Source organism: Microbulbifer maximicatervae (SeqCode), assembly GCF_052468155.1.
This window is the reverse complement of the sequence record NZ_CP174335.1, coordinates 2,941,822-2,968,133: the sequence shown is the minus strand read 5'-3', so window position 1 is coordinate 2,968,133 and position 26,312 is coordinate 2,941,822. Positions and strand designations below refer to the sequence as shown.

The 26,312-nt window shown below is 52.7% G+C and carries 21 protein-coding genes and 3 tRNA genes; 6 read left to right on the top strand and 18 right to left on the bottom strand.

All coding sequences use genetic code 11. The features are described from left to right. Nucleotides 1-36: 36 nt before the first annotated feature. The 4 genes from infC to uvrB form a co-directional block, all read right to left on the bottom strand. Entirely contained in the window at nt 37-501 is a 465-nt protein-coding gene (infC, locus tag ACJJIY_RS12855) for a translation initiation factor IF-3 (protein WP_444908406.1), read from the bottom strand. 102 nt (nt 502-603) lie between these two features. Next, nucleotides 604-2,532 (bottom strand): threonine--tRNA ligase, encoded by a 1,929-nt coding sequence (thrS, locus tag ACJJIY_RS12850; RefSeq protein WP_445358031.1) that lies wholly within the window; start codon nt 2,530-2,532, stop codon nt 604-606. A 110-nt stretch (nt 2,533-2,642) separates the two neighbouring features. After that, nucleotides 2,643-2,719 (bottom strand) — tRNA-Val (locus ACJJIY_RS12845). A gap of 176 nt (nt 2,720-2,895) precedes the next feature. Then, nucleotides 2,896-4,905, bottom strand: a complete 2,010-nt coding sequence (gene uvrB / locus ACJJIY_RS12840) for an excinuclease ABC subunit UvrB (protein WP_444914259.1) — start codon at nt 4,903-4,905, stop codon at nt 2,896-2,898. Between the two features lie 241 nt (nt 4,906-5,146). On the opposite strand from uvrB, the gene ACJJIY_RS12835 reads away from it, so the two are divergent. Continuing rightward, nucleotides 5,147-5,222: transfer RNA gene (locus ACJJIY_RS12835), tRNA-Asn, on the top strand. 46 nt (nt 5,223-5,268) lie between these two features. Continuing rightward, nucleotides 5,269-5,344: transfer RNA gene (locus tag ACJJIY_RS12830), tRNA-Asn, on the top strand. 115 nt (nt 5,345-5,459) lie between these two features. On the opposite strand, the gene ACJJIY_RS12825 is transcribed toward ACJJIY_RS12830, so the two are convergent. The 13 genes from ACJJIY_RS12825 to gyrA form a co-directional block, all read right to left on the bottom strand. Further along, nucleotides 5,460-7,412, bottom strand: coding sequence for a polysaccharide biosynthesis protein (locus ACJJIY_RS12825; protein ID WP_445358030.1), 1,953 nt, complete (start codon nt 7,410-7,412; stop codon nt 5,460-5,462). 53 nt (nt 7,413-7,465) lie between these two features. Continuing rightward, a complete protein-coding gene (locus ACJJIY_RS12820; RefSeq protein WP_444897935.1) occupies nt 7,466-8,356 on the bottom strand; it encodes an MraY family glycosyltransferase in 891 nt (296 codons plus the stop codon). Between the two features lie 354 nt (nt 8,357-8,710). Continuing rightward, a complete protein-coding gene (locus tag ACJJIY_RS12815; RefSeq protein ID WP_444897936.1) occupies nt 8,711-9,019 on the bottom strand; it encodes a ComEA family DNA-binding protein in 309 nt (102 codons plus the stop codon). A gap of 141 nt (nt 9,020-9,160) precedes the next feature. Further along, nucleotides 9,161-9,868 (bottom strand): orotidine-5'-phosphate decarboxylase, encoded by a 708-nt coding sequence (gene pyrF / locus ACJJIY_RS12810; RefSeq protein ID WP_444897937.1) that lies wholly within the window; start codon nt 9,866-9,868, stop codon nt 9,161-9,163. Nucleotides 9,869-9,938: 70 nt separating this feature from the next. After that, nucleotides 9,939-11,132 (bottom strand): lipopolysaccharide assembly protein LapB, encoded by a 1,194-nt coding sequence (lapB, locus tag ACJJIY_RS12805; RefSeq protein ID WP_413662668.1) that lies wholly within the window; start codon nt 11,130-11,132, stop codon nt 9,939-9,941. Nucleotide 11,133: 1 nt separating this feature from the next. Continuing rightward, nucleotides 11,134-11,442, bottom strand: coding sequence for a lipopolysaccharide assembly protein LapA domain-containing protein (locus tag ACJJIY_RS12800; RefSeq protein ID WP_413662669.1), 309 nt, complete (start codon nt 11,440-11,442; stop codon nt 11,134-11,136). A gap of 85 nt (nt 11,443-11,527) precedes the next feature. Beyond that, on the bottom strand, nt 11,528-11,836 hold the full coding sequence (gene ihfB, locus ACJJIY_RS12795) for an integration host factor subunit beta (protein WP_282932044.1): 309 nt from the start codon (nt 11,834-11,836) through the stop codon (nt 11,528-11,530). Nucleotides 11,837-11,977: 141 nt separating this feature from the next. Continuing rightward, nucleotides 11,978-13,657, bottom strand: a complete 1,680-nt coding sequence (rpsA, locus tag ACJJIY_RS12790) for a 30S ribosomal protein S1 (RefSeq protein ID WP_444914264.1) — start codon at nt 13,655-13,657, stop codon at nt 11,978-11,980. Nucleotides 13,658-13,825: 168 nt separating this feature from the next. After that, nucleotides 13,826-14,515 carry a (d)CMP kinase gene (gene cmk, locus ACJJIY_RS12785; protein WP_444914265.1) on the bottom strand — a complete coding sequence of 230 codons (690 nt, stop codon included), beginning with the start codon at nt 14,513-14,515 and terminating at the stop codon, nt 13,826-13,828. Between the two features lie 74 nt (nt 14,516-14,589). After that, nucleotides 14,590-16,821 (bottom strand): bifunctional prephenate dehydrogenase/3-phosphoshikimate 1-carboxyvinyltransferase, encoded by a 2,232-nt coding sequence (locus tag ACJJIY_RS12780; protein WP_444897940.1) that lies wholly within the window; start codon nt 16,819-16,821, stop codon nt 14,590-14,592. Further along, on the bottom strand, nt 16,821-17,924 hold the full coding sequence (gene pheA, locus ACJJIY_RS12775) for a prephenate dehydratase (protein ID WP_282932042.1): 1,104 nt from the start codon (nt 17,922-17,924) through the stop codon (nt 16,821-16,823). The genes ACJJIY_RS12780 and pheA overlap by 1 nt, the downstream gene beginning before the upstream one ends. A 46-nt stretch (nt 17,925-17,970) precedes the next feature. After that, on the bottom strand, nt 17,971-19,050 hold the full coding sequence (gene serC / locus ACJJIY_RS12770; protein WP_445354660.1) for a 3-phosphoserine/phosphohydroxythreonine transaminase: 1,080 nt from the start codon (nt 19,048-19,050) through the stop codon (nt 17,971-17,973). A 167-nt stretch (nt 19,051-19,217) separates the two neighbouring features. Further along, a complete protein-coding gene (gene gyrA / locus ACJJIY_RS12765) occupies nt 19,218-21,779 on the bottom strand; it encodes a DNA gyrase subunit A (protein WP_445354661.1) in 2,562 nt (853 codons plus the stop codon). A gap of 192 nt (nt 21,780-21,971) precedes the next feature. On the opposite strand from gyrA, the gene ACJJIY_RS12760 reads away from it, so the two are divergent. From ACJJIY_RS12760 to ACJJIY_RS12745, 4 genes are all read left to right on the top strand, one after another. Next, nucleotides 21,972-23,297, top strand: coding sequence for a TRZ/ATZ family hydrolase (locus ACJJIY_RS12760; protein WP_444897943.1), 1,326 nt, complete (start codon nt 21,972-21,974; stop codon nt 23,295-23,297). 66 nt (nt 23,298-23,363) lie between these two features. Beyond that, on the top strand, nt 23,364-24,065 hold the full coding sequence (ubiG, locus tag ACJJIY_RS12755; protein ID WP_444897944.1) for a bifunctional 2-polyprenyl-6-hydroxyphenol methylase/3-demethylubiquinol 3-O-methyltransferase UbiG: 702 nt from the start codon (nt 23,364-23,366) through the stop codon (nt 24,063-24,065). 12 nt (nt 24,066-24,077) lie between these two features. Next, nucleotides 24,078-24,737, top strand: a complete 660-nt coding sequence (locus ACJJIY_RS12750; RefSeq protein WP_413662676.1) for an HAD family hydrolase — start codon at nt 24,078-24,080, stop codon at nt 24,735-24,737. 52 nt (nt 24,738-24,789) lie between these two features. Then, on the top strand, nt 24,790-25,548 hold the full coding sequence (locus ACJJIY_RS12745; protein WP_444897945.1) for a YciK family oxidoreductase: 759 nt from the start codon (nt 24,790-24,792) through the stop codon (nt 25,546-25,548). Between the two features lie 57 nt (nt 25,549-25,605). Here the strand turns inward: ACJJIY_RS12745 and ACJJIY_RS12740 are convergent, their stop codons facing one another. After that, on the bottom strand, nt 25,606-25,914 hold the full coding sequence (locus ACJJIY_RS12740) for a hypothetical protein (RefSeq protein WP_444897946.1): 309 nt from the start codon (nt 25,912-25,914) through the stop codon (nt 25,606-25,608). Nucleotides 25,915-26,312 lie beyond the last annotated feature (398 nt).

Sequence of the window (26,312 nt, the reverse complement as noted above, 5' to 3'; positions counted from 1 at the left end):
TCTCAAAGGAGATCCCGGGAATGACTTCCCCAGACCTCACTTTTTCTTTTTGAGCGGAGCAATCACCATCAGCATTTGACGACCTTCCATTTTCGGTCGCTGCTCTACGGTGCCCAACTCTTCAAGGTCCTTTTCGATGCGCTGCATCATTTCCATGCCCAGCTCTTGGTGAGCCATTTCGCGGCCACGGAAACGCAGGGATACTTTGGCCTTGTCACCCGCTTCCAGGAAGCGGGCCAGGTTGCGCAGCTTGATCTGGTAGTCACCGACATCGGTGCCCGGGCGGAATTTCATTTCCTTGATCTGCTGCTGCTTCTGCTTCTTCTTGGCGGCATTCTTAGCTTTTTTAGCTTCGAATACGTGCTTGCCGTAGTCCATGATCTTACAGACTATCGGCGTGGAGTCCGAGGCAATTTCAACGAGATCCAAGCTAGCTTTCTGTGCAGCTTCCAGCGCTTCATCCAGGGAGACAATGCCTACCTGTTCGCCATCAGCGCCTATCAGGCGGATTTCTGACGCTTCAATCTGATCGTTTATGCGGGCCTTTTTGGACCGTCCCTTAGTGTCTCGTTTAATAGCTATGGTCTCCCAGTTGCCAAGTTGTTATGCATTATCTTCTGTCAAACGACCGCGACGATTCACGTCTTGCTCGAGGATCTCGAGGAATGACTCATACGTCATTGTACCAAGATCTTCACCGCTACGGGTACGTACTGCCACGGTTTGACTTTCTACTTCCTTATCGCCAATTACCAATAGATAAGGAACACGCTGAAGCGTGTGCTCGCGGATTTTAAAGCCGATCTTCTCGTTTCTCAAGTCAGCTGTGGCGCGGTATTGCAGCTCACCCAAACGATCTTGCAAATTGCGACAATATTCGGCCTGGCGATCGGTGATATTCATGATCGCCACCTGCTGCGGCGCGAGCCAGGTGGGGAACGCGCCTTCGTAGTGCTCGATCAGGATTCCGATAAAGCGCTCGAAGGAACCCAGGGCTGCGCGGTGCAGCATTACCGGGGACTGGCGCGAGCCATCTTCCGCTACAAACTGGGCATCCAGGCGGCCCGGCATGGAGAAGTCCACCTGAATAGTGCCGCACTGCCATACACGGCCGAGACAGTCTTTCAGGGAGAATTCGATCTTCGGTCCGTAGAAGGCGCCTTCACCCGGCAGCTCTTCCCACGGCAGGCCAGCGGCATCCAGTGCGTCGGCCAGGGCCTTCTCAGCCTTATCCCAGCTCTCATCGGAACCTACGCGCTTCTCCGGGCGAGTGGAGAGACGGTAGATAACGTCCTGGAAGCCGAAATCCTTATAAACGGAGTGCAGCAGATCCATAAAGTCAGAAACTTCTGACTGGATCTGGTCTTCGCTACAGAAGATATGGCCATCATCCTGCACAAAGCCGCGCACGCGCATCAGGCCGTGCAGGGAACCGGAGGGCTCGCTGCGGTGACAGGAGCCAAACTCCGCCAGGCGCAACGGCAGGTCGCGGTAGCTGCGCAGGCCCTGGTTGAATACCTGTACGTGACAAGGACAGTTCATCGGTTTAATGGCGAACTGACGCTCTTCACTGGTCAAGGTGAACATGTCATCGCCGAACTTATCGGCGTGACCGGATTTGCGCCACAGGCTGAAATCTACCAGCTGCGGAGTCTTGATTTCTTTGTAGCCGAATTCGCGCTGGCGGCGACGCATGTACTGCTCGATAGTACTGTAAATGGTCCAGCCGTTCGGGTGCCAGAACACCATGCCGGGAGCCTCTTCCTGGATATGGAAAAGGTCAAATTTCTTCGCCAGCTTGCGGTGATCGCGCTTTTCTGCCTCTTCGATACGACGCAGGTAAGCTTTCAATTCTTTTTTGTTGGCCCAGGCAGTGCCGTAAACACGGGTCAACATTTCATTGCTGGAATCGCCACGCCAGTAGGCACCGGCCACTTTGGTCAGCTTGAACGCTTTCAACCTGCCAGTGGAAGGTACGTGGGGACCGCGACATAAGTCTTCAAAGTCGCCCTGGCGGTAGAGAGAAATATCTTCATCGCTGGGGATGCTGTCGATAATCTCAGCCTTGTACTCTTCGCCCATTTCGCGAAAGTACTTAACCGCTTCTTTGCGCGGCATCAGGCGACGACTGACAGTGATGTCTTCTTTGGCCAGCACTTCCATACGCTCCTCGATCTTCTCGAGATCTTCCGGCGTAAACTGGCGCTCGTAGGCGAAATCGTAATAGAAGCCGTTTTCGATAACCGGGCCAATGGTGACCTGGGCTGTCGGGTACAGCTGCTTAACTGCTTGTGCCAGCAAGTGCGCTGTGGAGTGACGGATCACTTCCAAGCCTTCGGGCTGACGATCAGTAATAATTGCCAGATTTACGTCGGTATCAATAACGTAACTGGTATCGACTTCCTTGCCGTCTACAACGCCAGCAAGTGCGGCTTTTGCCAAACCAGGGCCGATATCAGCGGCTACATCGTGTACGGAAACCGGAGCAGAAAATTCTCGACGGGAACCATCGGGGAGAGTAACAACGGGCATTGTTTATCCTTTGTTCTCAGTGGCGATCCCTACCAAAGACCGCATGAAACTATCCATGAATTTATTCATGGAGCTCTTGATCGGGATGGGCAATCCATCCTTTTGAAAGGTGGTAGACCCGGGCGGATTTGAACCGCCGACCTCTGCCATGTCAAGGCAGCGCTCTAACCAACTGAGCTACGGGTCTAAAGCTCTACAGCGGGGGAACCCTGTGCTGTGAAGAGCGCGAACTTTAGCACCGCTTTTCAGTGTTTTCAACAACTTACTGAACTTTTGTATGAAATTTTTTAAGAGCGACCAAGCACCAACAAGGCAGTGCGGGACTATCAAAATGTAGATCCAAGTCCCGCCCTTCAGCAAGGATTATTCCACACCTTTTAAGTGGGTAATCTCATCGCGCAATTTTGCTGCCGCTTCAAATTCCAGGTTCTTCGCATGCTGGTACATTTGCTCTTCCAGCTCGGCAATTCGGGCCCAGCGCTGCTTATCGGTAAGGGCCTCGACATCCACCTTGTACTCACCTTTACCCTCGGCAACTTTGCGGCGCCCTTTCTTGGGTACGCCGGGGGCCACCGCTCCCTCCAGAATATCCGCCACACTCTTGCGGATACCCTTGGGGGTAATGCCGTGCTCCTCATTAAAGGCCAACTGCTTCTCGCGGCGACGACGAGTCTCTTCGAGTGCTCGCTCCATAGAACCGGTGACTTTGTCCGCGTAGAGAATCGCCCTCCCCTCCAGGTTTCGCGCAGCCCGCCCAATGGTCTGAATCAGCGAGCGATCGGAACGGAGGAAGCCCTCTTTATCGGCATCGAAAATTGCCACTAGGGCAACTTCCGGCATATCCAGGCCTTCTCGCAGCAAGTTAATGCCAACTAGCACGTCAAACTCACCGATACGCAGGTCCCGGATAATCTCCACCCTCTCGACAGTATCAATATCGGAGTGTAAGTAGCGGACACGAACACCACTTTCGGAGAGATATTCAGTCAGGTCTTCCGCCATCCGCTTGGTCAATACGGTAATCAGTACTCGCTGATCGGCATCCACACAACGGTGAATTTCAGACAGGGCATCATCTACCTGGGTCAATGCTGGGCGAACTTCCACTTCCGGGTCCACCAGGCCGGTCGGGCGAACCACCTGCTCGACCACTTGCCCTGCATTCTCCTGCTCGTAAGGGCCGGGAGTCGCAGAGACAAAGACCGTCTGGGGCGCCAAGCCCTCCCACTCCTCAAATTTAAGGGGGCGATTATCAAGCGCCGACGGCAGCCGGAAGCCATACTCCACCAAGGTTTCCTTTCGCGACCTGTCCCCGCGATACATGCCGCCAATTTGCGGCACCGTTACATGGCTTTCATCGATAAACAGCAGTGCATCGCTGGGCAAGTAATCGAACAGCGTGGGGGGCGGCTGGCCAGATTCGCGACCGGAGAGGTAGCGGGAATAGTTCTCCACCCCATTGCAGTAGCCAAGCTCCTGCATCATCTCCACATCGTAGCGGGTACGCTGATCTAGCCGCTGCGCTTCGACCAGCTTGTTGTTGCCACGCAGTTGCTCCAGGCGCCCTCGCAGCTCATCTTTGATTTCATCGATAGCACTGACGATGGTCTCTCGCGGCGTCACATAGTGACTCTTGGGAAAGATAGTGACCCGAGGCACCTTCTTGAGCTGCTCTCCAGTGAGCGGGTCAAATATAGTGATCTCTTCGATCTCTTCATCAAAAAGAGACAGCCGCACCGCCTCCAAATCAGAGTCTGCCGGGTAAATATCGATAATATCGCCGCGCACCCGGTAAGTGGCGCGACGGAAATCTGCATCGTTGCGGGTGTATTGCAGTTCAGCCAGACGCCTGAGGATAGTGCGTTGATCAACGAGATCACCGCGATCCAAATGCAGTACCATCTTCAAATACTTGTCGGGGTCACCCAAACCGTAAATTGCCGAAACTGTGGCGACCACAATCACATCGCGCCGCTCTATAAGTGCCTTGGTGGCCGAGAGGCGCATCTGCTCAATATGTTCGTTTACGGATGCATCCTTTTCGATAAAGGTGTCCGAAGAGGGAACGTAAGCTTCCGGCTGGTAGTAGTCGTAGTAAGAGACAAAATATTCCACCGCATTCTTCGGGAAAAACTCTTTAAACTCACCGTAGAGCTGAGCCGCCAGCGTTTTATTGTGAGCCATCACAATGGCCGGCCGCTGCAGGCGCTCAACAATATTCGCCATAGTGAAGGTCTTACCCGAACCGGTAACACCCAGTAGCGTTTGATGGCTCAAACCATCATCAATCCCTTCTGACAACTGCTCTATCGCCAGAGGCTGATCGCCCGCTGGCTGATACTTGGATTCCACCTTAAAAGGTCGCGACTCCATACACTTCCCCCAACCGCTTAATCATTCATGCAACACAGGATTGTAGGCTGTCGTCATACGACCCACAATTACAAGAGAATAGCGTCCTACCCTTCCTAACTCTGACCTGCGGCATTTTGCGCATGACCCCAAAAAATAATTTCCTGACAAATCAATTAGTTAAAGATGAAAAAAGGGGTTGACCTGTTCGGAAGTGCTCTATAATATACGCGCCATCTCAACGGCACAGCCGAAAAGATATTCCGCCTTAGCTCAGTTGGTAGAGCAAATGACTGTTAATCATTGGGTCGCTGGTTCGAGCCCAGCAGGCGGAGCCAAATTTCAAAGCGCAGCTTAATTTGCGCTCTATAAATTAGATTAAATTCCGCCTTAGCTCAGTTGGTAGAGCAAATGACTGTTAATCATTGGGTCGCTGGTTCGAGCCCAGCAGGCGGAGCCAAACAAAAGCCCGGATAGATTCCATCTATCCGGGCTTTTTCTTTTCTGTTCAAATGTTTTTTAATCTGCATAGAGCTAGCGGCCAGCCGTACTGGTTAGCCGCTCAAAATAACCAGCTAGCGGGAGCCAGCCTCCCCAACTAACGGCAACCTCTCTACCGTCGCTCCTCCACTTGGTTTTCGCACCTGCCCCTGCCTCGACCAGACAACATCGACCAGCCCCTGCTTGGGTGAATAGCCTTTTACTGCCCGACATAGAATCCTGCGGACCTGCTCGCAATCATGAGAGCCGCACGCATCCCTAAGATCCGAAACCAGGAGCTGCAAAGCCTCGCTATCGAGACGCTCCTCTTCGGCGCGCATAATCATTGGATGGTCCGTGCCCAGCACGTTATCCCCCAACAACAGCTCTTCGTACAATTTCTCCCCAGGGCGCAGTCCAGTGAGCTGAATTTCAATATCACCATCAGGGTTTTCTTCATCCCTTACCGTGTGCCCCATCAAACGAATCAAGCGCTCAGCCAGATCGTAGATGCGAACCGGTTCACCCATATCGAGAACAAATACATCCCCGTTGCGCCCCATACTCCCAGCCTGCAATACCAGCTGAGCCGCCTCGGGAATTGTCATAAAGTAACGGGTTACTTTTGAGTGGGTCACAGTTACCGGACCACCGGCATTGATCTGATCCGTGAACAAGGGAATTACCGAGCCGGAAGAGCCGATAACATTACCAAATCTGACCATGCACACACGCATCTTGTTAAAACGGCGACCAAAATCCTGGCAAATCAGCTCAGCAAATCTCTTGGTGGCCCCCATAACATTGGTTGGCCGGACAGCCTTATCAGTGGAGATAAGCACAAACTGCTCAACCCCACACTGCTCCGCAGCCTCAAGTACAGAGAGGGTGCCCAGAACATTATTGTCGGCGCCAATAACAACGTTCTGCTCAACCAAGGGCACATGCTTGTATGCGGCCGCATGGTAAATTGTATGCACGGAGAAGCCCTGAATGATTTCCGCCATACGCTCAGTGTTACGCACATCGCCAAGCAGCGCGGTTACTTCAAACTGGACCCTGTCATCCTGATGCTGCTGTCGCAGCTCGCGCTCTATCTGATAGAGGGCATATTCAGAGGACTCAACAACAACCAGCCTGGCAGGCTTCCATTGCGATATCTGCCTGCACAACTCTGACCCAATAGACCCGCCAGCACCAGTAACCAAAACCACCTTGCCGCTGATGGAGCCAGAAACGAGCTCCTTCTGAGGCTCAACAGAAGCACGCCCCAGAATATTCTCATAAGTCTGCGAAACATCCTCTGCCCGTCCCACACCGTCAAGCAGCTCCTCCACTCCGGGAATCGCCTTTACCACCAGGCCTCGCTCTCTAAGCGCCTTGGTTATTTCTCTACGGCGGCGCCTGGGCACTCCCGGCATAGCCAAAATAACTTCTGCAATATCTTTACCTGCAACCACTTCAAGAATGTCTGCAGGGTTATACACAAGCAGCCCATCAATAAATGTCTTTTGTTTGGAGGCGTTATCATCAAAAAAAGCAACGGGCTTATATAGCTGCCCGTGAACTAGCGCCTTATACATTTGCAGGCCCGCAGTACCAGCACCATAAATGGCCACCCGGGTTTTGTGAATCTCAAGTGCTGCCTGATAGTAAAGGCGGACCAACCAGCGGGACCCACCCACGGCAATAAACGCAAAGCACCAGTAGATCACAGGGACAGAGCGAGGAACCCCTGCCGTAGTCAGGTAAGAAAAGAGCGCCAACATCACTGCAGAAAGAGTGACCCCCTGCAGAACCGCAATGATAGCTTTTTGCCCCATGTACCGAATAATCGTCCGGTACAAGCCGAGCCGGAGAAAAATAAAGCTAGTGGCAACTAGTGTTAATGTCAGGCAGACCACCATTCGCCACTCGAAAAATTGAGCGACACTATTAAGCCTAATCATCATTGCCAACAAAAAGGCCATGCTTAGCATCAGCATATCAAAGGCCAGCATCAATACTGGCTTATGGGCTTTCTTTACATTGCGCCAAACTCTTGTCACAAGACTCCCCGAAATCTATTTACCTTTAAAACGACATTCAGCATGAGAGACATTCACTTCCCCTCAAGTACAACAGCTGCTAGCGCCACTAAAGAAAAAGATATCATTGCGCCCAGCTGCAAAATGAGCGCCCTTTTAACGCCAATCTTAATTGCGCACCTCTGGTAGAAATGCTCACGATGAGCTTCCCACCAACGCTGACCACTCAACGCCCTTTTTAGCAGTGTATATGTAGCATCCAACCAAAATGGTATAAATATGACCACGGGTATCCAAAGCTCAAACGCTCCCCGCTGCCAGCCAAATAAGCTGACAGCAACCACCCCCAAACCTACGCCCGTGGAGCCAGCATCACCCAAAAAAATCTTCGCCGCAGGCCAGTTGAAGACCAGAAAAACGAACGCACAAACAGCCACCAGGGCACAGAGCCAGGCTAACTCCAAGTCCCCATTTAAAGTGCAAATAATCCCCAAGGAGGAAAAGCCAACAAGTGTCATTGACCCCGCTAGACCATCCATTCCATCCATAAAGTTGTAGAGGTTAACAACCCAGGCCCCCGCCAAGATAAGGACCGGGTACAACCACCACTCCAAACTTTCTGGCAGTGCAAACAGAAGAAAGACCACAGCTAGAAGATGAGCCGAAAAGCGAAGATGTATGGCTACATCTCCAAGATCATCCAGTGCGGATACCACTAACAACAGTGTAAATGCAGCCAACACCAACGGAGACAGGTCAAGTGGGCTAGCGACTACCGCAACCAGACAACCGAGCAAAAAGGCCCAACCACCTGTGCGAGGTACCGGCACCGAGTGCATTGAACGATTATTGGGCACATCGAGCGCAAAATTGCGCATCCTCACGATAAACAACGATGTAGCGCCATAGCTTGCTGCTAAAGCCAGCAATAGCGGTATTACCCACTCCCAAGCGATACTAATCAACTAACCAACCCTTATCACTTCCAAGCAAGCCAATCCTTCCGACTACATTCAACAAACAGGACAGGGAAGCACCATGCCCAGCAAATGAATTAAAAATGTTTTCGCAACTCGACAGAAAAACCTAAAGGTCATCCAGGCGGGGAACATTTGCCAACAATGAAAGGGGGACGAGAACAGGAAGTAGAACACAACGAATGGTGTAGCTCCGCGGCAGACGCAACATAAATGCTACATTTTATCGACAGTAACAACTGAAATTCATCCGGGGGAGTCATCTATTAATGCTCTCTTACTCACCAACTCAAAACCCCAACTGGAGACCACAAAAAGCCTCCAGTCGGGACCCATAAACCTTTAGAGCCGAATCAAATCCCTGTTTTTATCCAGGGTTGCCGCACCGATTCCTTTAACATTCAACAGCTGCTCCACAGAAGTAAACGGCCCATGCACCTCGCGATACTCAACGATTAATTGTGCCCGTGCTTCGCCAATGCCATTCAACCTCTCAGCAAGTTCAACAGCTGAAGCACTGTTGACATTGACAGACAGCACAACCTCTTTGGCTTCAACGCTGCCCATCTCTCCCGCAAATGCAGATGGACTCAAAAAAAGCGAAAAAGCTAGCGCAAAAACAACAGAAAACAATTGGTAGGTCAATTTCATGGTCAACTCCCAGTGAATTATCGGTTTCACTTTGGGACTGCTATTACCTCCCCCAAGCCACACCATAATATCAACGGGCAACTTTCTGTCGGCTCAGGCCTAATTACACATCATTACAAGCCACGAAGCAAGATAACCATCCTAATCTGCCACTTCAGCCAGTACTGACTTTAGGGCCGCTAGAGGTTCAGGAGCCGCGGTGATGGGACGACCCACAACCAAATAGTCAGAACCTTGCGCCAAAGCTTCAGCAGGCGTCAAAGTGCGTCGCTGATCCCCGGCATCAGAGCCCGCGGGACGAATTCCCGGCGTCACCAGGGAGAAACCGGCTCCGCATTCACTTCGCAGCAGTTGGGCCTCCCGTGCGGAGCAGACCACACCGTCGAGACCGCAGGACTTAGCTTGAGAGGCCAGGTGAAACACCTGCTTTTCCAGCGGTGCAGCCACACCAACTGCAGCCAGTTCCTCTGCAGTTGTGCTGGTAAGCACAGTAACCGCAATTAATAGAGGCTTATCTTCGCCAAATTCCCGCAGGGCCTCGGCGGCAGCCGACATCATCCGCTCACCACCACTTGCGTGAACATTAACCATCCATACCCCCAATTTCGCAGCAGCTTTAACGGCCTTTGCAACAGTATTGGGGATATCGTGAAATTTAAGGTCCAGAAATACCTGGAAGCCCCGGTCAACCAGCGTTTTCACCAGGTCTGGACCAGCGGCAGTAAACAGCTCCTTACCAACTTTGACCCGACACAGCGACGGATCGAGCTGATCTGCCATTGCCAGTGCAGACTCAGCATTGTCGTAATCCAGAGCAACGATAACCGGAGAAGAAACTTTAGACTGCAAGAAAAACCTCATTCATTTCAAAAGCCGCCCCGACCAGGCCGTCAGCCCGGTGAGCAGGACAGTCATTACTTTACTCGCCCTCAATCCCCTTAACGGAGCGTACCGAATCCCAGTGCTTGCAGCTCGGACACAACCAGTGCAACTGATTACCCGAAAACCCACAATTGCTACACCGGTAGTGAGGGCGGCTCGCTATAAGCTGGTCGATTAATGTCTTGAGTAGGGAGAGATTCTCTCTTGCCCTACCCTCTGTACTATCTATATGCAAATCGAGAAAGCGTCCCAACCCCCTCAAAGACGGGCGCAGCGCCAGCTGCTTCCCCATAAATGCAGCCGCTGCAGCCTCGCTATCCTGCTGCTGAATACGCTCAGTCAGGGCAATCAATACACTATTAGAGGGGTGCTCTTTCAAAAGGGATTCAAGATAGCGATCCAACCCCTTGCCATCCCCTAAATCCCCATAACAAGTAATCAACAACTCAAGGATTTCAGGAATATAGTCCGGGCTCTGCTTGGGGATCCGCTGCAAAACCTTAATGGCCTCTCTTGGCTTACCAAGCAGATATTCGAGGCGACCCCACAGCAAATTTGCCCGCACTGAGCTGCGCTCATAACTCAGGGCAGAATCGATATGCTTCCTCGCACTTAGGTAATCCTTTGCCGCTATTGACTCCTCTGCCAATTCGCAGCAAAAATGAGCCTGAACCGGAGCCCAGTCAGCCGAGAGGCGCTTGAACCGTCGGCCATGCAACAGGTTTACAGCATGGATCGCTTTAGCCCATTCCCTTTCATCCCGGTAGACTTCAATCAGACGCTCAAGGCTAACAGCCTTTAACTCCTGAGAAGTCTCAACCAGCTCTTGTAGCAGACGTTCAGCTCTATCCAGCCAGCCAGCAGAAATATAGTCACAGGCAAGTTCAAGTTGAGCTTTGTTTTGACTAACTCTGGACAAGCTCGGGCGCCCGAGTAAATTTTGATGGACTCGAATCGCCTGATCGTACTCCCCTCTTCGGCGCAACAGACTTCCAAGAGCCAGGTGGGTGTCAAAAGTAGCCTGACTTACTTCCAAAGAGTCAATAAATTTATCGATGGTATCGTCGTGGCGCTCACTCAATAAATAGTTCAAACCCTGGGCATAAGACCTCACCAGCGCATGCTCTTGCTCACTATAATCCGCCACTTTCTTTTTGGCGCTGCCTCGCCCCAGCACCCAGCCGATCGCGATTGCCGCAAGCAGGAAAAAGAAATAGGTAAAATCGAGCAAATCAGTCTCCAGAAGCCTTGCGGTGGGCGGTGTGTAATTCCCGCTCCATTTTCTTCAATTGCTTCTCGAGCGACCGCACTTGGCGACGCTTGGCATAAACAGGCTGCAGACTAACGACAAAACCCAGCAACAACCCCAGCAACAAGAAACCAATCAACCAAAAGCCTACACTTCCCGCCGGCAGTTGATAGCCCACAATATTTGGTTTGATAGTCTCCGGATTGGCAACTGCGAAATAAATCCCCAAGGCGATGCAAAGCAGGGCGACGACCCCATAGACGATGCGTGTCAGCCAACGCAAAAATGACAAGGGAACCTCCACGTTCCACAAAAAACTTTATCGATTAACGACGAAGCTCTAATGGCAGTATTTATACTGCTGCCAGGGAATCTAATCATACTTCGATACTCGCCTCATCGTGCATACTTCGATTCACTCTGTCGCGCAACTCTTTGCCAGGCTTGAAATGCGGGACATATTTCCCGGCGAGATCAACCGCATCCCCAGTTTTGGGGTTCCGGCCCGTACGCGGGGCTCGATAGTGAAGAGAAAAGCTACCAAAGCCGCGTATCTCTATACGCTCACCCTGGGACAGGGCATCTGACATGGTGTCGAGCACCACTTTCACCGCCAGCTCTACATCCTTAACTGGCAGCTGATCCAACCTCAACGCAATCCTTTCGATCAGTTCGGACTTGGTCATGCGCTCCGCAACCTTTGTAAGTCATTGATTATTCTGGAGTAGAGCACCAATCATCTAATAGAAAGCCGGACTGGGCAACCCCAGTCCGGCTTTCGGGTCGCTCCAAATGATCCATTTGGAGCTATGAACACTCAAAGACGATTAGTCTTTGTTATTCATTTGAGCCTTGATCAGGTCACCGATAGTAGCGGGCTGAACTTGTTCAGACTGCTTCTTGCTGTGATCCTTGATAGCTTGCTTCTCGTCGTCCTGGTCTTTGGCTTTGATAGACAGGCTGATCACGCGGTTCTTGCGATCCACGCTGGTGATCTTAGCTTCTACTTCTTCGCCTTCTTTCAGAACGTTGCGAGCATCTTCAACCTTGTCGCGGCTGATTTCAGAAGCGCGCAGTACGCCTTCTACTTCGTCCGCCAGGATGATTACTGCTTGCTTAGCGTCAACTTCCTTAACAGTACCTACAACGATGCTGCCGCGATCGCTGGTGGTAACGTAGTCGGAGAACGGATCGGACTCCAACTGCTTGACACCCAGGGAGATGCGCTCACGCTCGGAATCGATACCCAGGATAACAGTCTCGATTTCGTCGCCTTTCTTGAACTTGCGAACAGCTTCTTCGCCAGCTTCGTTCCAGGAGATGTCGGACAGGTGAACCAGACCGTCGATGCTGCCGTCGAGACCAATGAAGATACCGAAGTCAGTGATGGACTTGATCTTACCGGAAATCTTGTCGCCCTTAGCGAATTTACGCGCGAAGGCATCCCACGGATTTTCCTGGCACTGCTTGATACCCAGGGAGATACGACGACGCTCTTCGTCGATATCCAGGATCATCACCTCTACCTCGTCGCCAACCTGGACAACTTTGGACGGGTGAATGTTCTTGTTGGTCCAATCCATTTCGGAAACGTGTACCAGACCTTCCACACCTTCTTCCAGCTCGGCAAAGCAGCCGTAGTCGGTCAGGTTGGTTACAACCGCCTTCACGCGGCTGTTCTCTGGGTAACGCTGTTTGATGGATACCCAAGGATCTTCGCCCAACTGCTTCAGGCCAAGGGATACACGGCTGCGCTCGCGGTCGAACTTCAGTACTTTTACTTCGATCTCGTCGCCAACGTTCACGATCTCGCTCGGGTGCTTGATGCGCTTCCAAGCCATATCGGTGATGTGCAGCAGGCCGTCGATACCGCCCAGGTCTACGAAAGCACCGTAGTCGGTCAGGTTCTTCACGATACCCTTGACGCTCATGCCTTCCTGCAGGCTTTCCAGCAGAGCTTCACGCTCTTCGGAGGTGGCAGCTTCCATAACGGCGCGGCGGGAAACAACTACGTTGTTGCGCTTGGAGTCCAGCTTGATAACTTTGAACTCGAGCTCTTTACCTTCCAGGTGCGCAGTGTCGCGAACCGGACGAACGTCAACCAGAGAGCCGGGCAGGAACGCACGGATATTGGCAACATCAACAGTAAAGCCACCTTTAACCTTACCGCTGATAACACCTTTAACCACTTCGTCAGCTGCATGAGCTGCGTCGAGGATTTTCCAGGCTTCAGCGCGCTTGGCTTTTTCGCGGGACAGACGGGTTTCACCGAAACCGTCTTCTACAGCTTCCAGGGCAACCTGTACTTCGTCGCCCACCTGCAGCTCAACTTCACCTTTATCGTTGGCGAATTGTGCAGCAGGGATAACGCCTTCAGACTTCAGGCCCGCGTGAACGGTAACCCAGTCTTTATCTACGTCGATTACAACACCAGTAACAATTGCGCCCGGTGCCATTTCAACGCTTTTCAGGCTCTCTTCAAATAGATCAGCAAAGCTCTCGCTCATTACATTACCTATAGTGCTGGGTCCAGCCGTTGGTAACTGTTAAGTCTAGTCAACCGCCAGCCGCGACCCCAACCGCGCTGCCAGCACGCGGGTCGGATTACGATAACGGCCGGGCGATTCTGGCTGATCCCGGCCGCTGTCGTTAGAAAACTATTTACTGCCCGAACTTCAGGGTGAAATACGGTCCTGAACCAAATCGAGCACTTTTCGGAGGACTTCATCGATACTCACCCCCGTACTATCCAGCTCAACCGCATCCTCAGCGGGAGCCAGGGGGGAGGCTTTTCTGTTCATATCCTGTGCATCTCGGGCACGGATGTCCTCCAGCAGGTCGCGGAGGCTAACAGAAACCCCCTTCTCCTGCAACTGAGCGAAACGCCTGTTAGCGCGTTCCTCAGCGCTGGCGGTTAGGTAAACCTTGACCGGCGCGTCGGGAAACACGGTAGTGCCCATATCCCGACCATCGGCAACCAAGCCGGGGGGCTGGCGGAAGTCCCGCTGGCGCTGCAGTAGCGCTGCCCGCACACCGGGAATTGCCGCAACCTTGGAAGCAGCCATGCTTACCCGCTCCATACGGATATCTGCGGTGACGTCACTCTCTTCCAGCCACACCTGCAACTGACCGGCACTCACGGTAAAGCGCACATCGAGATCTTTCGCCAATTCGGTCAGCAACTTGTCATTGGAGAGGTCAACTTCCTTATTAACTGCGGCCAAAGCTGCAGCCCGATAAAGGGCCCCGGAGTCCAACAAGGAAAAGCTCAAGCGATCAGCCAAAAGCTTTGCAATGGTTCCCTTACCCGAACCACTGGGACCATCAATGGTAACTACTGGTGGCAACCCGTTTGTATCACTCATATTTTCTTTACAACTCAACATCTCTGGCGGATGCACTCAAGCGAACCACAACCGCCCAAACCTGAATGCCCGTGTCACGCCAACTGCAACTTGAGACCCGCGCCCGTTGCCAGTTCGGCAAAGTTCGGGAATGAGGTCGCCACATTGGCGCAGTGAAGGATGCGGATTGTATCCTTTGCGCGCAGCGATGACACTGCAAACGCCATAGCAATGCGGTGATCCCCTAAGCTATCGACGGTGCCTCCAGCAAATACCGCACCCTCTTTGCAGCCCTGGATCACGATACCGTCCGGTGTTGGCTCAGCTTTTACCCCAAGTGCAATCAAGCCATTTGCCATCGCCTGAATCCGGTCACTTTCCTTGACCCGTAACTCCTCCGCACCAGTCAGGACGGTCTCACCTTCTGCACAAGCTGCCGCAACAAACAATGCGGGAAACTCATCAATCGCCAGGGGTACCTGATCCTCAGGGATACGAATTCCCTTCAAGGGCGCATAGCGAACGCGAATATCCGCCACCGGCTCACCGCCCACTTCACGCATATTCAGCAATTCGACATTACCGCCCATTGCACGGAGGATATTGATAACCCCATCGCGGGTCGGATTGATCCCCACATGCTCCAGCACAACATCGGAACCGGGAGAAATAGCGGCAGCAACCATAAAGAATGCGGCTGAAGAAATATCGGCAGGCACATCGATGCGACAGGATTTCAGTGAGCCGCCGCCCGCCAGTTTAGCCTGAGCCCCATCCCGCTCCACCTTATAACCAAAGCCCTGCAACATGCGCTCGGTATGATCTCTAGTGGGCGCCGGCTCAACGGTAGACGTTTGACCCTCACTATAGAGCCCAGCCAGTAATACCGCTGATTTCACCTGGGCACTGGCCATCGGCAGCGGGTAATCAATCCCTTTCAACGCACTACCACCCTTAATCAAAAGCGGCGGACGACCTTCCGGGCCAGTCTCAATATTTGCACCCATCTCACGCAGGGGGTTAGCCACGCGATTCATCGGGCGCTTTGACAGGGACTCATCGCCAGTGAGTGTTACGTCGAAATCCTGCCCGGCAAGCAATCCAGCCAACAGGCGCATGGAGGTCCCGGAGTTACCGAGATATAGCGGTCCGGGCGGTGCCTGCAAGCCATTAAGACCCACGCCATGAATTACAACCCGACCATTGTCCGGCCCCTCAATCACGACCCCCATATCGCGGAAAGCCTGCAGGGTTGCCAGTGCATCCTCACCCTCCAGGAAGCCCTCAACTTCTGTAACTCCCTCGGCCAGGGAGCCCAGCATAATTGAGCGGTGCGACATGGACTTGTCCCCCGGCACCCTGAGCTTGCCATTTACAGCCTCGCCCGGCTGCACGATAAAAGTAATCTCTTGTTCTTGCATAGGTTCCGAATACGCTTGTTTTGCCAACATTTTGGTGAAGTGATCCCGCGCCGCTTTGGCGCGGGTAAAAACCCCCATCAGGGCAGCGCTATCACCGGAGGCAATAGCGTCGCGCAGGGAAGAAAGGTTGAGGCTGTATAGGTCGATAGCCTTTAAGATGGCATCTCGATTGGCGAGCATAATATCTCGCCACATAACCGGGTCACTGGAAGCGATACGAGTAAAATCACGGAAGCCTCCCGCCGCATAGCGGAAGATATTTTCGTTTTCCGCATCGTGGGCCAAAGTGTCCACAAGGCTAAAAGCGATGACATGAGGAAGATGGCTCGTAGCGGCCAGAACCTCGTCGTGCTCCTCCACTGACATTGTCAGGGGCTCAGCTCCCACGGCCTGCCATGCTCGCTCCACGAGATGCAAATGAGCAGCCCCTGTATTCGCAAGCGGCGTCAGGATAATGCGGTGATCCCTATAGAGGTCATCTCTCGCCGCGGTAACACCACTTTTTTCAGAACCAGCGATTGGGTGCCCTGGCACCAGAAAATCTGGAGCACTCCCCCACACTTTTTCTGCCGCTGCCACCACGCTACCTTTTACGCTGGCGCCATCTGTCACAGTGACTCCCGCCGGCAGGTGTTCTTTCAGCTGCGCGAATACAGGCTCAATCGCCAGTGTCGGCACAGCCACAAACACCAAATCGCCCGGCTCCAGCTGCGGCAATACCAGCTCGAGACTGGTGCTGGCCCGATCAACAATACCGAGCGCCCTGGCTTCATCGCAGACACTCTCTTCCAGAGCGACCCCGATAACCTCTCGGCAAGCCCTCGCAGCTTTCAGTGCAAGGGCAAAACTCCCCCCAATTAAACCGATCCCAACAACCAGCAGTCGGCCAATTTGAGCCTCTGCCATCACAGCACTCCGCGAGGGTAGGAGCCCAGCACTTTCAAGTCTGAAGCGCAGCCACCGACTTCTTTTAATGCCTCGGCAATTCCCTGGGTATCGCGGTGGCCGCTAAAATCGATAAAGAACACATAGGTCCAATTGCCAGACTGCGATGGCCGGGTCTCTACCCGAGTCAAATCGACACTGTAGCGACGAAACGGCTCCAGGAGATCGTGCAGAGCACCTGGCTCATTGCGCATTGATACCATCAATGAGGTCTTATCATCCCCACTCGCAGGCACTTGCTGGGTACCAATAATCAAGAAGCGGGTGGAATTATCCGGGCGATCTTCTATTTTCTCCGACAGCACCTTCAACCCGTAGAGTTCCGCTGCCATATCGCCAGCTATCGCCGCAGCATTCCACTCACCCTTAACGCGCTTGGCCGCATCCGCATTGCTGGCAACTGCAACACGCTCCACATTGGGATAATGAGCATCAAGCCATTTGCGGCACTGCGCTAAGCTCTGCGCATGGGAATAAATACGAGTGATTGACTCTGGGCGCGTTACATCTGAGATCATCAAGTGATGATGGATACGCAGCTCCACCTCACCGCAGATACTCAGGTTAGAGTGCATAAAGTTATCCAGGGTGTGATTGATCACCCCTTCGGTAGAGTTTTCTACCGGCACTACACCGTAACTGACGGCACCTGCTTCTACCTCACGGAAAACTTCATCAATTGCCGCCAGCGGCCGGCTCTGGGCAGAGTTGCCGAAGTGCTTTAATGCCGCCTGCTGGGTAAAGGTACCCTCAGGGCCCAGGTAGGCCACCTTGACGGGCTCTTCCAAGGCCAGGCAGGCCGACATAATTTCGCGAAACAGTCGCGCCATTTCTTCATCAGTCAGCGGACCATTATTGCGCTCCATAGCCTTGCGCAGCACTTGTGCTTCACGCTCCGGCCGATAATAGAGAGCATCCTCGCCAGTAGCTTTCTTAACCTCTGCAACCTCCAGGGCGCAGCGAGCCCGCTCACTAATTAAGCGAGCAATCTCTCCATCAATACTGTCGATCTGATTGCGCAGCTCCAGCAGTCGCTGGTCACCACTCACAGTTTCCTCTGCCATTCGTTTATCTACTTTCTCTAGAAATCATCAAGATTGAATTAACTACCTAAGCCTTGCGCGCTTCAAAATCCGCCATAAATGCCACAAGCGCTTCCACTGCCTCCATGGGAACGGCGTTATATAGCGACGCGCGCATACCACCCACAGAGCGGTGCCCCTTTAAGCTCAACAAACCCGCTTCTTCTGACTCAATCAAAAACTGCTTATCCAGGCGGTCGTCAGCCAACACAAAGGGCACATTCATGCGGGAGCGACTTCCCTCCTCAACCGGACTGGAGAAAAAGTCACTGCTGTCGAGGAAGTCGTACAGCATTTTGGATTTAGCATCGGCCTGCTTAGCCATCGCATCAACACCCCCCTGACCTTTCAACCACTGGAAGACAAGACCAGATAAGTACCAGGCGAAAGTAGGTGGCGTGTTATCCATAGAGCCCGCTTCTGCCGCCACCTTCCAGCTCAAACTGCGAGGAATATTTTCCAGTGAGCGATCGAGTAAATCATCCCGAATCAAGGCTACAGCGATACCTGAGGGGCCAATGTTTTTCTGCGCGCCGGCATAGATAACGCCGAACTTTTCCACCTCAATCGGTTGAGACAAAATAGTTGAGGACATATCCGCCACTAGCGGGCACTCCACTTCCGGCACATAGCCAAACTCAACACCGCCAATCGTCTCGTTGGGGGTATAGTGGAAATAAGCCGCATCACCACTCGACTGCCAGCTGTCTGCCGCAGGTGCATAGCTGAAGTTGCGATCCTCACTGGATGCGACCACATTTACCTCACCGTAGCGACGAGCTTCTTTGATCGCTTTGGCCGCCCAACTACCGGAGTGTATAAATTCAGCTTTGGATGAACCGGCACCGAGAAGATTCCAGGGCACAGCACTGAACTGCCCAGTTGCCCCCCCCTGAAGAAACAATACTTTGTAGCTGCTCGGCACACTGAGCAGATCGCGGAGATCCTGTTCGGCCCGCTCAGCTACCTCAACAAACTCTGGAGAACGGTGGCTGACTTCCATTACAGAGCAACCGAGCCCTTGCCAATTGAGCAACTCCCTTTGCGCCTGCTCCAATACGGGCTGCGGTAAAGCGGCAGGACCTGCACAGAAATTAAACTTCCTCATGAGCTGATTTCCACAATACAAAAAAGGTTTCAAATACAACTAGATGTGTCTACGCACAAACTGCCATTCAGGGGGATAGATATCGCGCCTTTAGCGTTTTTCGTGGGAGCCAAAGGCAAGAAAGGCCGCGATAAACGCAGCCTTTCTTAGTGGTCTGGAGCGGTGGGTCACTCTTCCCCACCGTTTTCTTCACCGTCATCTTCGGTCTCTTCAATGCGACCGAGACCAACCAGCTTCTCGCCAGTCTTCAGGCGAATCACTCGCACCCCCTGCGTGTTGCGCCCAAGTACAGACACTTCATCAACACGGGTACGCACCAGAGTACCCTGGTCGGAGATCAACATCATCTCCTCACCTGGGTGCACCTGACAGGCCCCAACCAAGGCACCGTTACGTTCACTTTCCGCGATCGCAATAACACCCTGGGTACCGCGTCCCTTGGTGGGGAATTCACTGATAGCTGTACGCTTACCGTAACCATTCTCAGTAGCCATCATCACAGAGCCACCCTCTTCAGGGATAACCATAGCGATAACCTGCTGACCTTCCTGCATACGAATACCGCGAACACCACGGGAAACACGACCCATAGAGCGCACATTGGACTCGGAGAAGCGCGCCGCCTTACCGGCGCTGGTAAACAGCGCTACATCGCGCTCACCATCGGTAATCGCAGTGGCTACCAGGCGATCGCCCTCCTCCAATTCAATTGCACGCAAACCAACACTGCGGGGGCGAGCAAAAGCGGTGAGGGGGGTTTTCTTCACGGTGCCATTGGCAGTGGTGAAGAAGATAAAGTGATTTTCGTCGTACTCGGACACCGGCATCATGCTGCTGATACGCTCACCCTCTTCCAGGGGCAGCATATTAACCATTGGGCGACCACGGGAGGCTCGGCCAGCGGTGGGCACTTCGTAGACTTTCAGCCAGTACACCTTGCCCTTATTAGAGAAGCATAGAAGGGTGTCATGGGAGTTGGCGATCAATAGATGCTCGACGAAGTCCTCGTCTTTTACCTGGGTCGCGGATTTACCCATACCACCACGGCGCTGGGCCTGGTAATCGGTCAGCGGCTGGCTCTTGGCGTAACCACCGTGGGAGATAGTTACTACCTTGTCTTCCGGGGTAATCAGGTCTTCAACGGTCAGATCCTGGCGAGACGCAACGATATCGGTACGACGCTCATCGTTAAAGTCCTTTGACAGCTGCTCTAACTCTTCGCGGATCACTTCCATCAGGCGCTCGAAGCTGCCGAGGATATGCAGGTATTCAGCGATCTGCTCCAGTCGATCCTGGTATTCTGCCAACAGCTTGTCGTGCTCCATACCGGTCAAGCGGTGCAGGCGCAATTCGAGAATTGCCTGAGCCTGGGCCGGGGACAAGTAGTAAGAGTCGTCGCGCAAACCAAATTCTTGCGGCAGATCATCTGGACGGCAGGCATCAGAACCAGCCCGCTCCAGGAACTGCTGTACATTGCCCACAGGCCAGCCTTTAGCCAGCAACGCCTCGCGGGCATCTGCCGGTGTGGCGGAAGATTTGATCAGCTCGATTACCGGATCGATATTGGCGATGGCAATCGCCAGACCTTCCAGAATATGACCGCGCTCGCGGGCTTTGCGCAACAGGTAGACCGTACGACGGGTAACCACTTCCTGGCGGTGGCGAATAAAGTGCTCGAGCAGCTCTTTGAGGTTCAATACCTTGGGCTGGCCATCGACCAGGGCCACCATATTGATACCGAAGACGCTTTCCAGCTGGGTCTGGGAATAGAGGTTATTCAGGACCACATCACCCAGCTCTCCTCGCTTAAGCTCAATCACTACGCGCAAGCCGTCCTTGTCGGACTCGTCGCGCAGCTCAGAGATACCCTCGATCTTTTTCTCTTTCACCAGCTCAGCAATACGCTCGATCAAGCGCGCTTTATTCAACTGGAAGGGGATCTCAGTAATGATGATGGTTTCGCGATTGGTCTTGTCATCGCGGATCACATCTGCTTTGGCACGCACATAAATGCGGCCACGGCCAGTGCGGTAGGCAAGGAGAATACCGGCGCGGCCATTGATGATGGCGCCCGTGGGGAAGTCCGGCCCGGGGATGTACTCCATCAGGTCGTCGACGGTCAACTCGGAATTATTGATCAGAGCCAGACAAGCCTTGATCACCTCACCCAGATTATGGGGAGGGATATTGGTGGCCATGCCTACCGCAATACCGGAGGAACCATTGACCAAGAGGTTCGGCACACGCGAAGGCAACACCTCCGGCATTTGCTCGGAACCATCGTAGTTATCGACAAAATTAACAGTTTCTTTATCGAGGTCGGACAGCAGCTCGTGGGCCAACTTATCCATACGAATTTCGGTGTATCGCATGGCAGCTGGACTGTCACCATCGATAGAACCGAAGTTACCCTGGCCATCTACCAAGGTGTAACGCATAGAAAACGGCTGCGCCATACGCACAATAGTGTCGTAGACCGCAGTGTCTCCGTGCGGGTGATATTTACCGATTACATCACCAACGACACGCGCTGATTTCTTGTAAGGTTTATTCCAGTCGTTTTTAAGCTCGCTCATCGCGTAGAGCACGCGGCGGTGTACCGGCTTGAGGCCATCGCGTACATCCGGCAGTGCGCGCCCGACAATCACGCTCATGGCATAGTCGAGATAAGACTGCTTGAGTTCTTCTTCGATATTAATCGGAGAGATTTCTTTGGCTAATTCGCCCATGGCTTACGGCGTTCCTTTTATAGCGCGGGCGTACGTACTGTGCCCGGGATAAGCGGGCGATTCTACCATAGTTTGAGATGTTTGGAGCTGCAGGACTCGGAGATATCCAACTGCGGCACAAACCACAGTTGTCGCCCCCATTGACTGCGGCTACAGTAAAACACCCCCACAGCAGCCACCAGATAACTCCTCATGCAACAAGCTGTCGATACCCTGATCCACGCACGCTGGATCATACCCGTCGTACCCGAGAAAAAAGTGTATGAAAATTGTTCACTCGCAATAGAAAAGGGCAAAATCTCTGCTCTGGTACCCACAGCTGAGGCCTCAATTCGCTTTAGGGCAACAGATGAAGTCGACCTGGGGCAACACGCACTAATTCCAGGGTTAATTAATACTCACAACCATGCGCCCATGACGCTATTGCGCGGCTACGCTGATGACCGCCCCCTTAAAGAGTGGCTGGAGCAGCACATCTGGCCGACAGAGCAACGCTGGGTGGGTCCGCAATTTGTAGCTGACGGCAGCCGGCAAGCGATTGCCGAGATGCTGCGCTCTGGTACTACTACTTTTTCTGATCAGTACTTCTTCCCGGAAGCCGTCGCCATTGCTGCGCGGGAAAGCGGAATCAGAGCCCATATCGCCTTCCCCGTGCTGGATGCCCCAACCCCCTGGAGCCGCAATAGCGACGAGGCCCTGCACAAAGGATTGGCGTTACGCGATGATTATCGTACGCACGATCGAATTGAGGTGGTATTTGCACCCCACGCCCCCTACACCGTGGGGGATAAAACACTGGAGAAAATTGCAGTCTGCTCTGCCGAAGCGCAGATCCCCATGCAAATGCACCTCCACGAGACCCACGCTGAAGTTGAAAGCGCCCTGAACGCTAATGGAGAGCGGCCCACCGAACGGCTATTCCGCCTTGGGCTGCTGGGGCCGCAGACACTTTGTGTACATATGGTGGCCACTAATGAACGAGACATTGAGCTAGTGAGTTCAAGTGGCGCCCATGTTTCTCACTGCCCATCATCCAATCTCAAGCTCGCCTCAGGCTTTTGCCCGACCTATGACATGCTGGAAGCCGGTATCAACGTATCCCTTGGCACCGATGGCGCTGCGAGCAATAACACCCAAGACTTGTTCTCCGAAGCCAACACAGCCGCACTACTGGCAAAAGCTGTTAGCGGGAACGCAACAGCCCTACCCGCGCATCAGACACTGAGCATGGCGACCATCAACGGAGCCAAAGCACTGGGAATTGAAGATATAACCGGAAGCCTGGAAGTAGGCAAAAGCGCAGACATTGCTGCTATCAATCTCGGCGGTCTAGAACAGCAGCCTTTGCATGACCCAGTGTCCCAGTTGATTTATACCAACGGAGGACACAATGTCAGTGATGTCTGGGTTGCAGGGCGACAACTTTTAAAGGAGCGCCAGCTACAAACCTTAAACGAAACTGAGGTTATCCAGCGGGCGCAAATATGGCGTGATAGAATCAGCGGAAATTTACGCTAGATAACTGATTCCGGCCCAATCACTGAAAAATGCCGGTTACGAGCGACGGAGTTTGCAGAGAAGTTCATGAGCAATGTAGATCCCTCAGAAATCGCCAAATTTGAGCAACTTGCCAGCCGCTGGTGGGACAAGGAAGGCGAGTTCAAACCACTACACGAAATCAATCCACTGCGTGCAAATTACATTGACGGGTATGCTCCGGTTGCCGGCAAGAAGCTCCTCGATGTGGGCTGCGGTGGCGGTATCCTGGCTGAAGCCATGGCACAGAGAGGAGCAGATGTTACTGGTATCGATCTAGGGGAAGCCCCACTCAATGTCGCCAAACTCCACGCCCTCGAAAGTGGCGTCAGCGTCAATTATCGCAAAGTGGCAGTAGAGGAACTGGCAGAAGAAGCGCCCGAGAGCTTTGATATTGTCACCTGCCTGGAGATGCTTGAGCATGTACCAGACCCCTCTTCTGTCATTCGCGCCTGCGCAAAACTTGCAAAACCTGGCGGCAAGCTATTTTTCTCTACGATCAACCGCACCCCTAAAGGGTGGCTGTTTGCCGTAGTCGGAGCAGAATATGTCCTACGCTTACTGCCCAAGGGCACTCATGAATACAGTAAGTTTATCCGCCCCTCAGAAATGGGCGCCTGGCTGCGCGATGAGTCCCTGGAATCGCACGATATAACCGGTATGACTTATAACCCGGTTACCCGCAGCTACAAATTGAACCCCCGGGATGTCGACGTCAATTATTTGATGTATGCCAGCAAACCAGAATAAGTGAACTGCAAAATGAAAGCCGTTTTATTTGACCTGGATGGTACCCTGCTTGATACAGCGCCAGATTTTATTGTTGTATTAAATCAACTGCGCCAACAGGAACAGTTACCTCCACTGCCTGACGAGACGATCCGGGGAACTGTATCCAATGGTTCCAGGGCGCTGGTCACATTGGGGTTTAACAAAGAAGAAGGTGACCCCGCCTTCCCAGGATTACTGCAAAGGTTGCTGGACCTCTACTTGGCACATCTTGCAGAGAAGACAACCACTTTCCCCGGTATCGACAACCTGCTCGACAACCTGGTTGAAAAAAACCTTCCCTGGGGGATTGTCACCAATAAACCGGAGGCCTACACCACTCCTCTAATGGAAGCCTTTACCCATCTACCGCCAGCCTCTGCAATTGTTTGCCCTGACCACGTCAGCAAATCCAAGCCGGACCCCGAGCCCCTATTTTTAGCCTGCAGCCAGATTGGCTGCGCTCCCGCTGAAGCAATTTATATCGGCGACCACAAGCGCGATATCATCGCCGGCCAAAAGGCTGGTATGCCAACTATCGCTTGCGGGTATGGTTATATTGACTCTACAGACAACCCCGCCAATTGGGGGGCAGACCACCTGGTAAATTCCGCCAATGAAATTTGGCCCCTTCTAGAACAACACTATTTTTGAAACTTGAAGTAATACCGGGCACCCAAGCCCGGTGACAGTATCGGGATATTTCATGTCAGACTTTGTTGGCGACTATCAAGCGCCCTCCGACCTATTAAAGAGCAAGATTATTCTTATCACCGGTGCCGGAGACGGCATAGGTAAAACTGCAGCAAAGACTTTTGCTGCTCACGGGGCGACGGTAATTTTGCTAGGCCGTACAACTCCCAAGTTAGAAGCTGTCTATGACGAAATCGAGGCTGCCGGTGGGCCACAGCCGGCTATTTTCCCCATGGACCTGGGTGCGGCAAAAATAGAGGATTTCGAGAGCCTCGCAGAAGCTATTCGCAACGAGTTTGGTCGCCTGGATGGACTCCTGCACAATGCCGGCCTACTCGGGCAACGCACCCCTATCGGCAATTACAATTTCAACACTTGGCAACAAGTAATGCAGGTGAATGTTAATGCAGCGTTTGGACTAACAAAGGCAATGCTGCCCCTGCTAGAGGAATCAGAAGCAGGCTCTGTTGTCTTTACAAGCTCCAGCGTTGGGGTTAAAGGGAGAGCCTACTGGGGGGCCTATTCAGTATCGAAGTTTGCCACTGAAGGACTGATGCAGGTACTCGCCGATGAACTGGAAGGGGTTTCCAATACCCGGGTCAACTCCCTAAATCCAGGGGCAACCCGTACATCAATGCGAGCAACTGCCTACCCAGCAGAAAACCCTCAGTCGGTAACCTCTGCAGAAGATATTATGCCCACCTATCTCTATTTAATGGGCAGAGACAGTAACGGAGTTAGTGGGAAGCATTTTAGCGCCCAGAAGAAATAGAAAGCTTGGCCTATGGACAAGAATCAGAGTCTCAAGCTCGAGGCTTGTCCATAACAGCTATTCACCAAAGCCTTTGTTATCACCTTCCTTAGCACCTGAGCCCTCTCCCGCTGGGGGCATATGCTCTGGAGCATCGGCAAATACATCACCTTCAAATTCCAGCATGCTGGAGTCATCAAACAGCTCTATATCTTGAGCATCTCCCGAATATTGACTGTAATCAACAGACTGGTCATCACGCTCACTAAGAGTAACAACCCCAGCCAAGGCCACAGATCGATCAGACACCGTGAGATTTACTCCCTCAAAAGACACACACCCAATTACAACAGCGAATAGTGCTGTAGGTGCTAGCAATCCCTTCATTTTTCTGCCCCCTGGATAACCTAATTTTATTAATGATCACTACTCGATAGGGTTATTTGTCTACCCTTTAAATATCCTCCTCCATCAAGCAATTACCACTACAAATGACTTTGCTTAATGAGCCGTACTCCAGCCTCCCTCTTAATGGACTGCCAGCGAGTGCGGTTCTTCAAATTCTTTCATGCTGACAACCAAAAAAGTGTGAACCTATCGACAATTCTATTTGTTCAGACAAGTCTCTTGAGGCAAAAGTTAGATGACATCTCTCAATTACAGGCAGCAAATACACTATGAAAGCCATGGTTGTCATCCGCTTCGATATATTTTCTACTCCCTCCACTCGCCCTTTTTCGTAGCAATATTAACGGAAGAGACTGAGGAATATAGCCGAGCTGAGT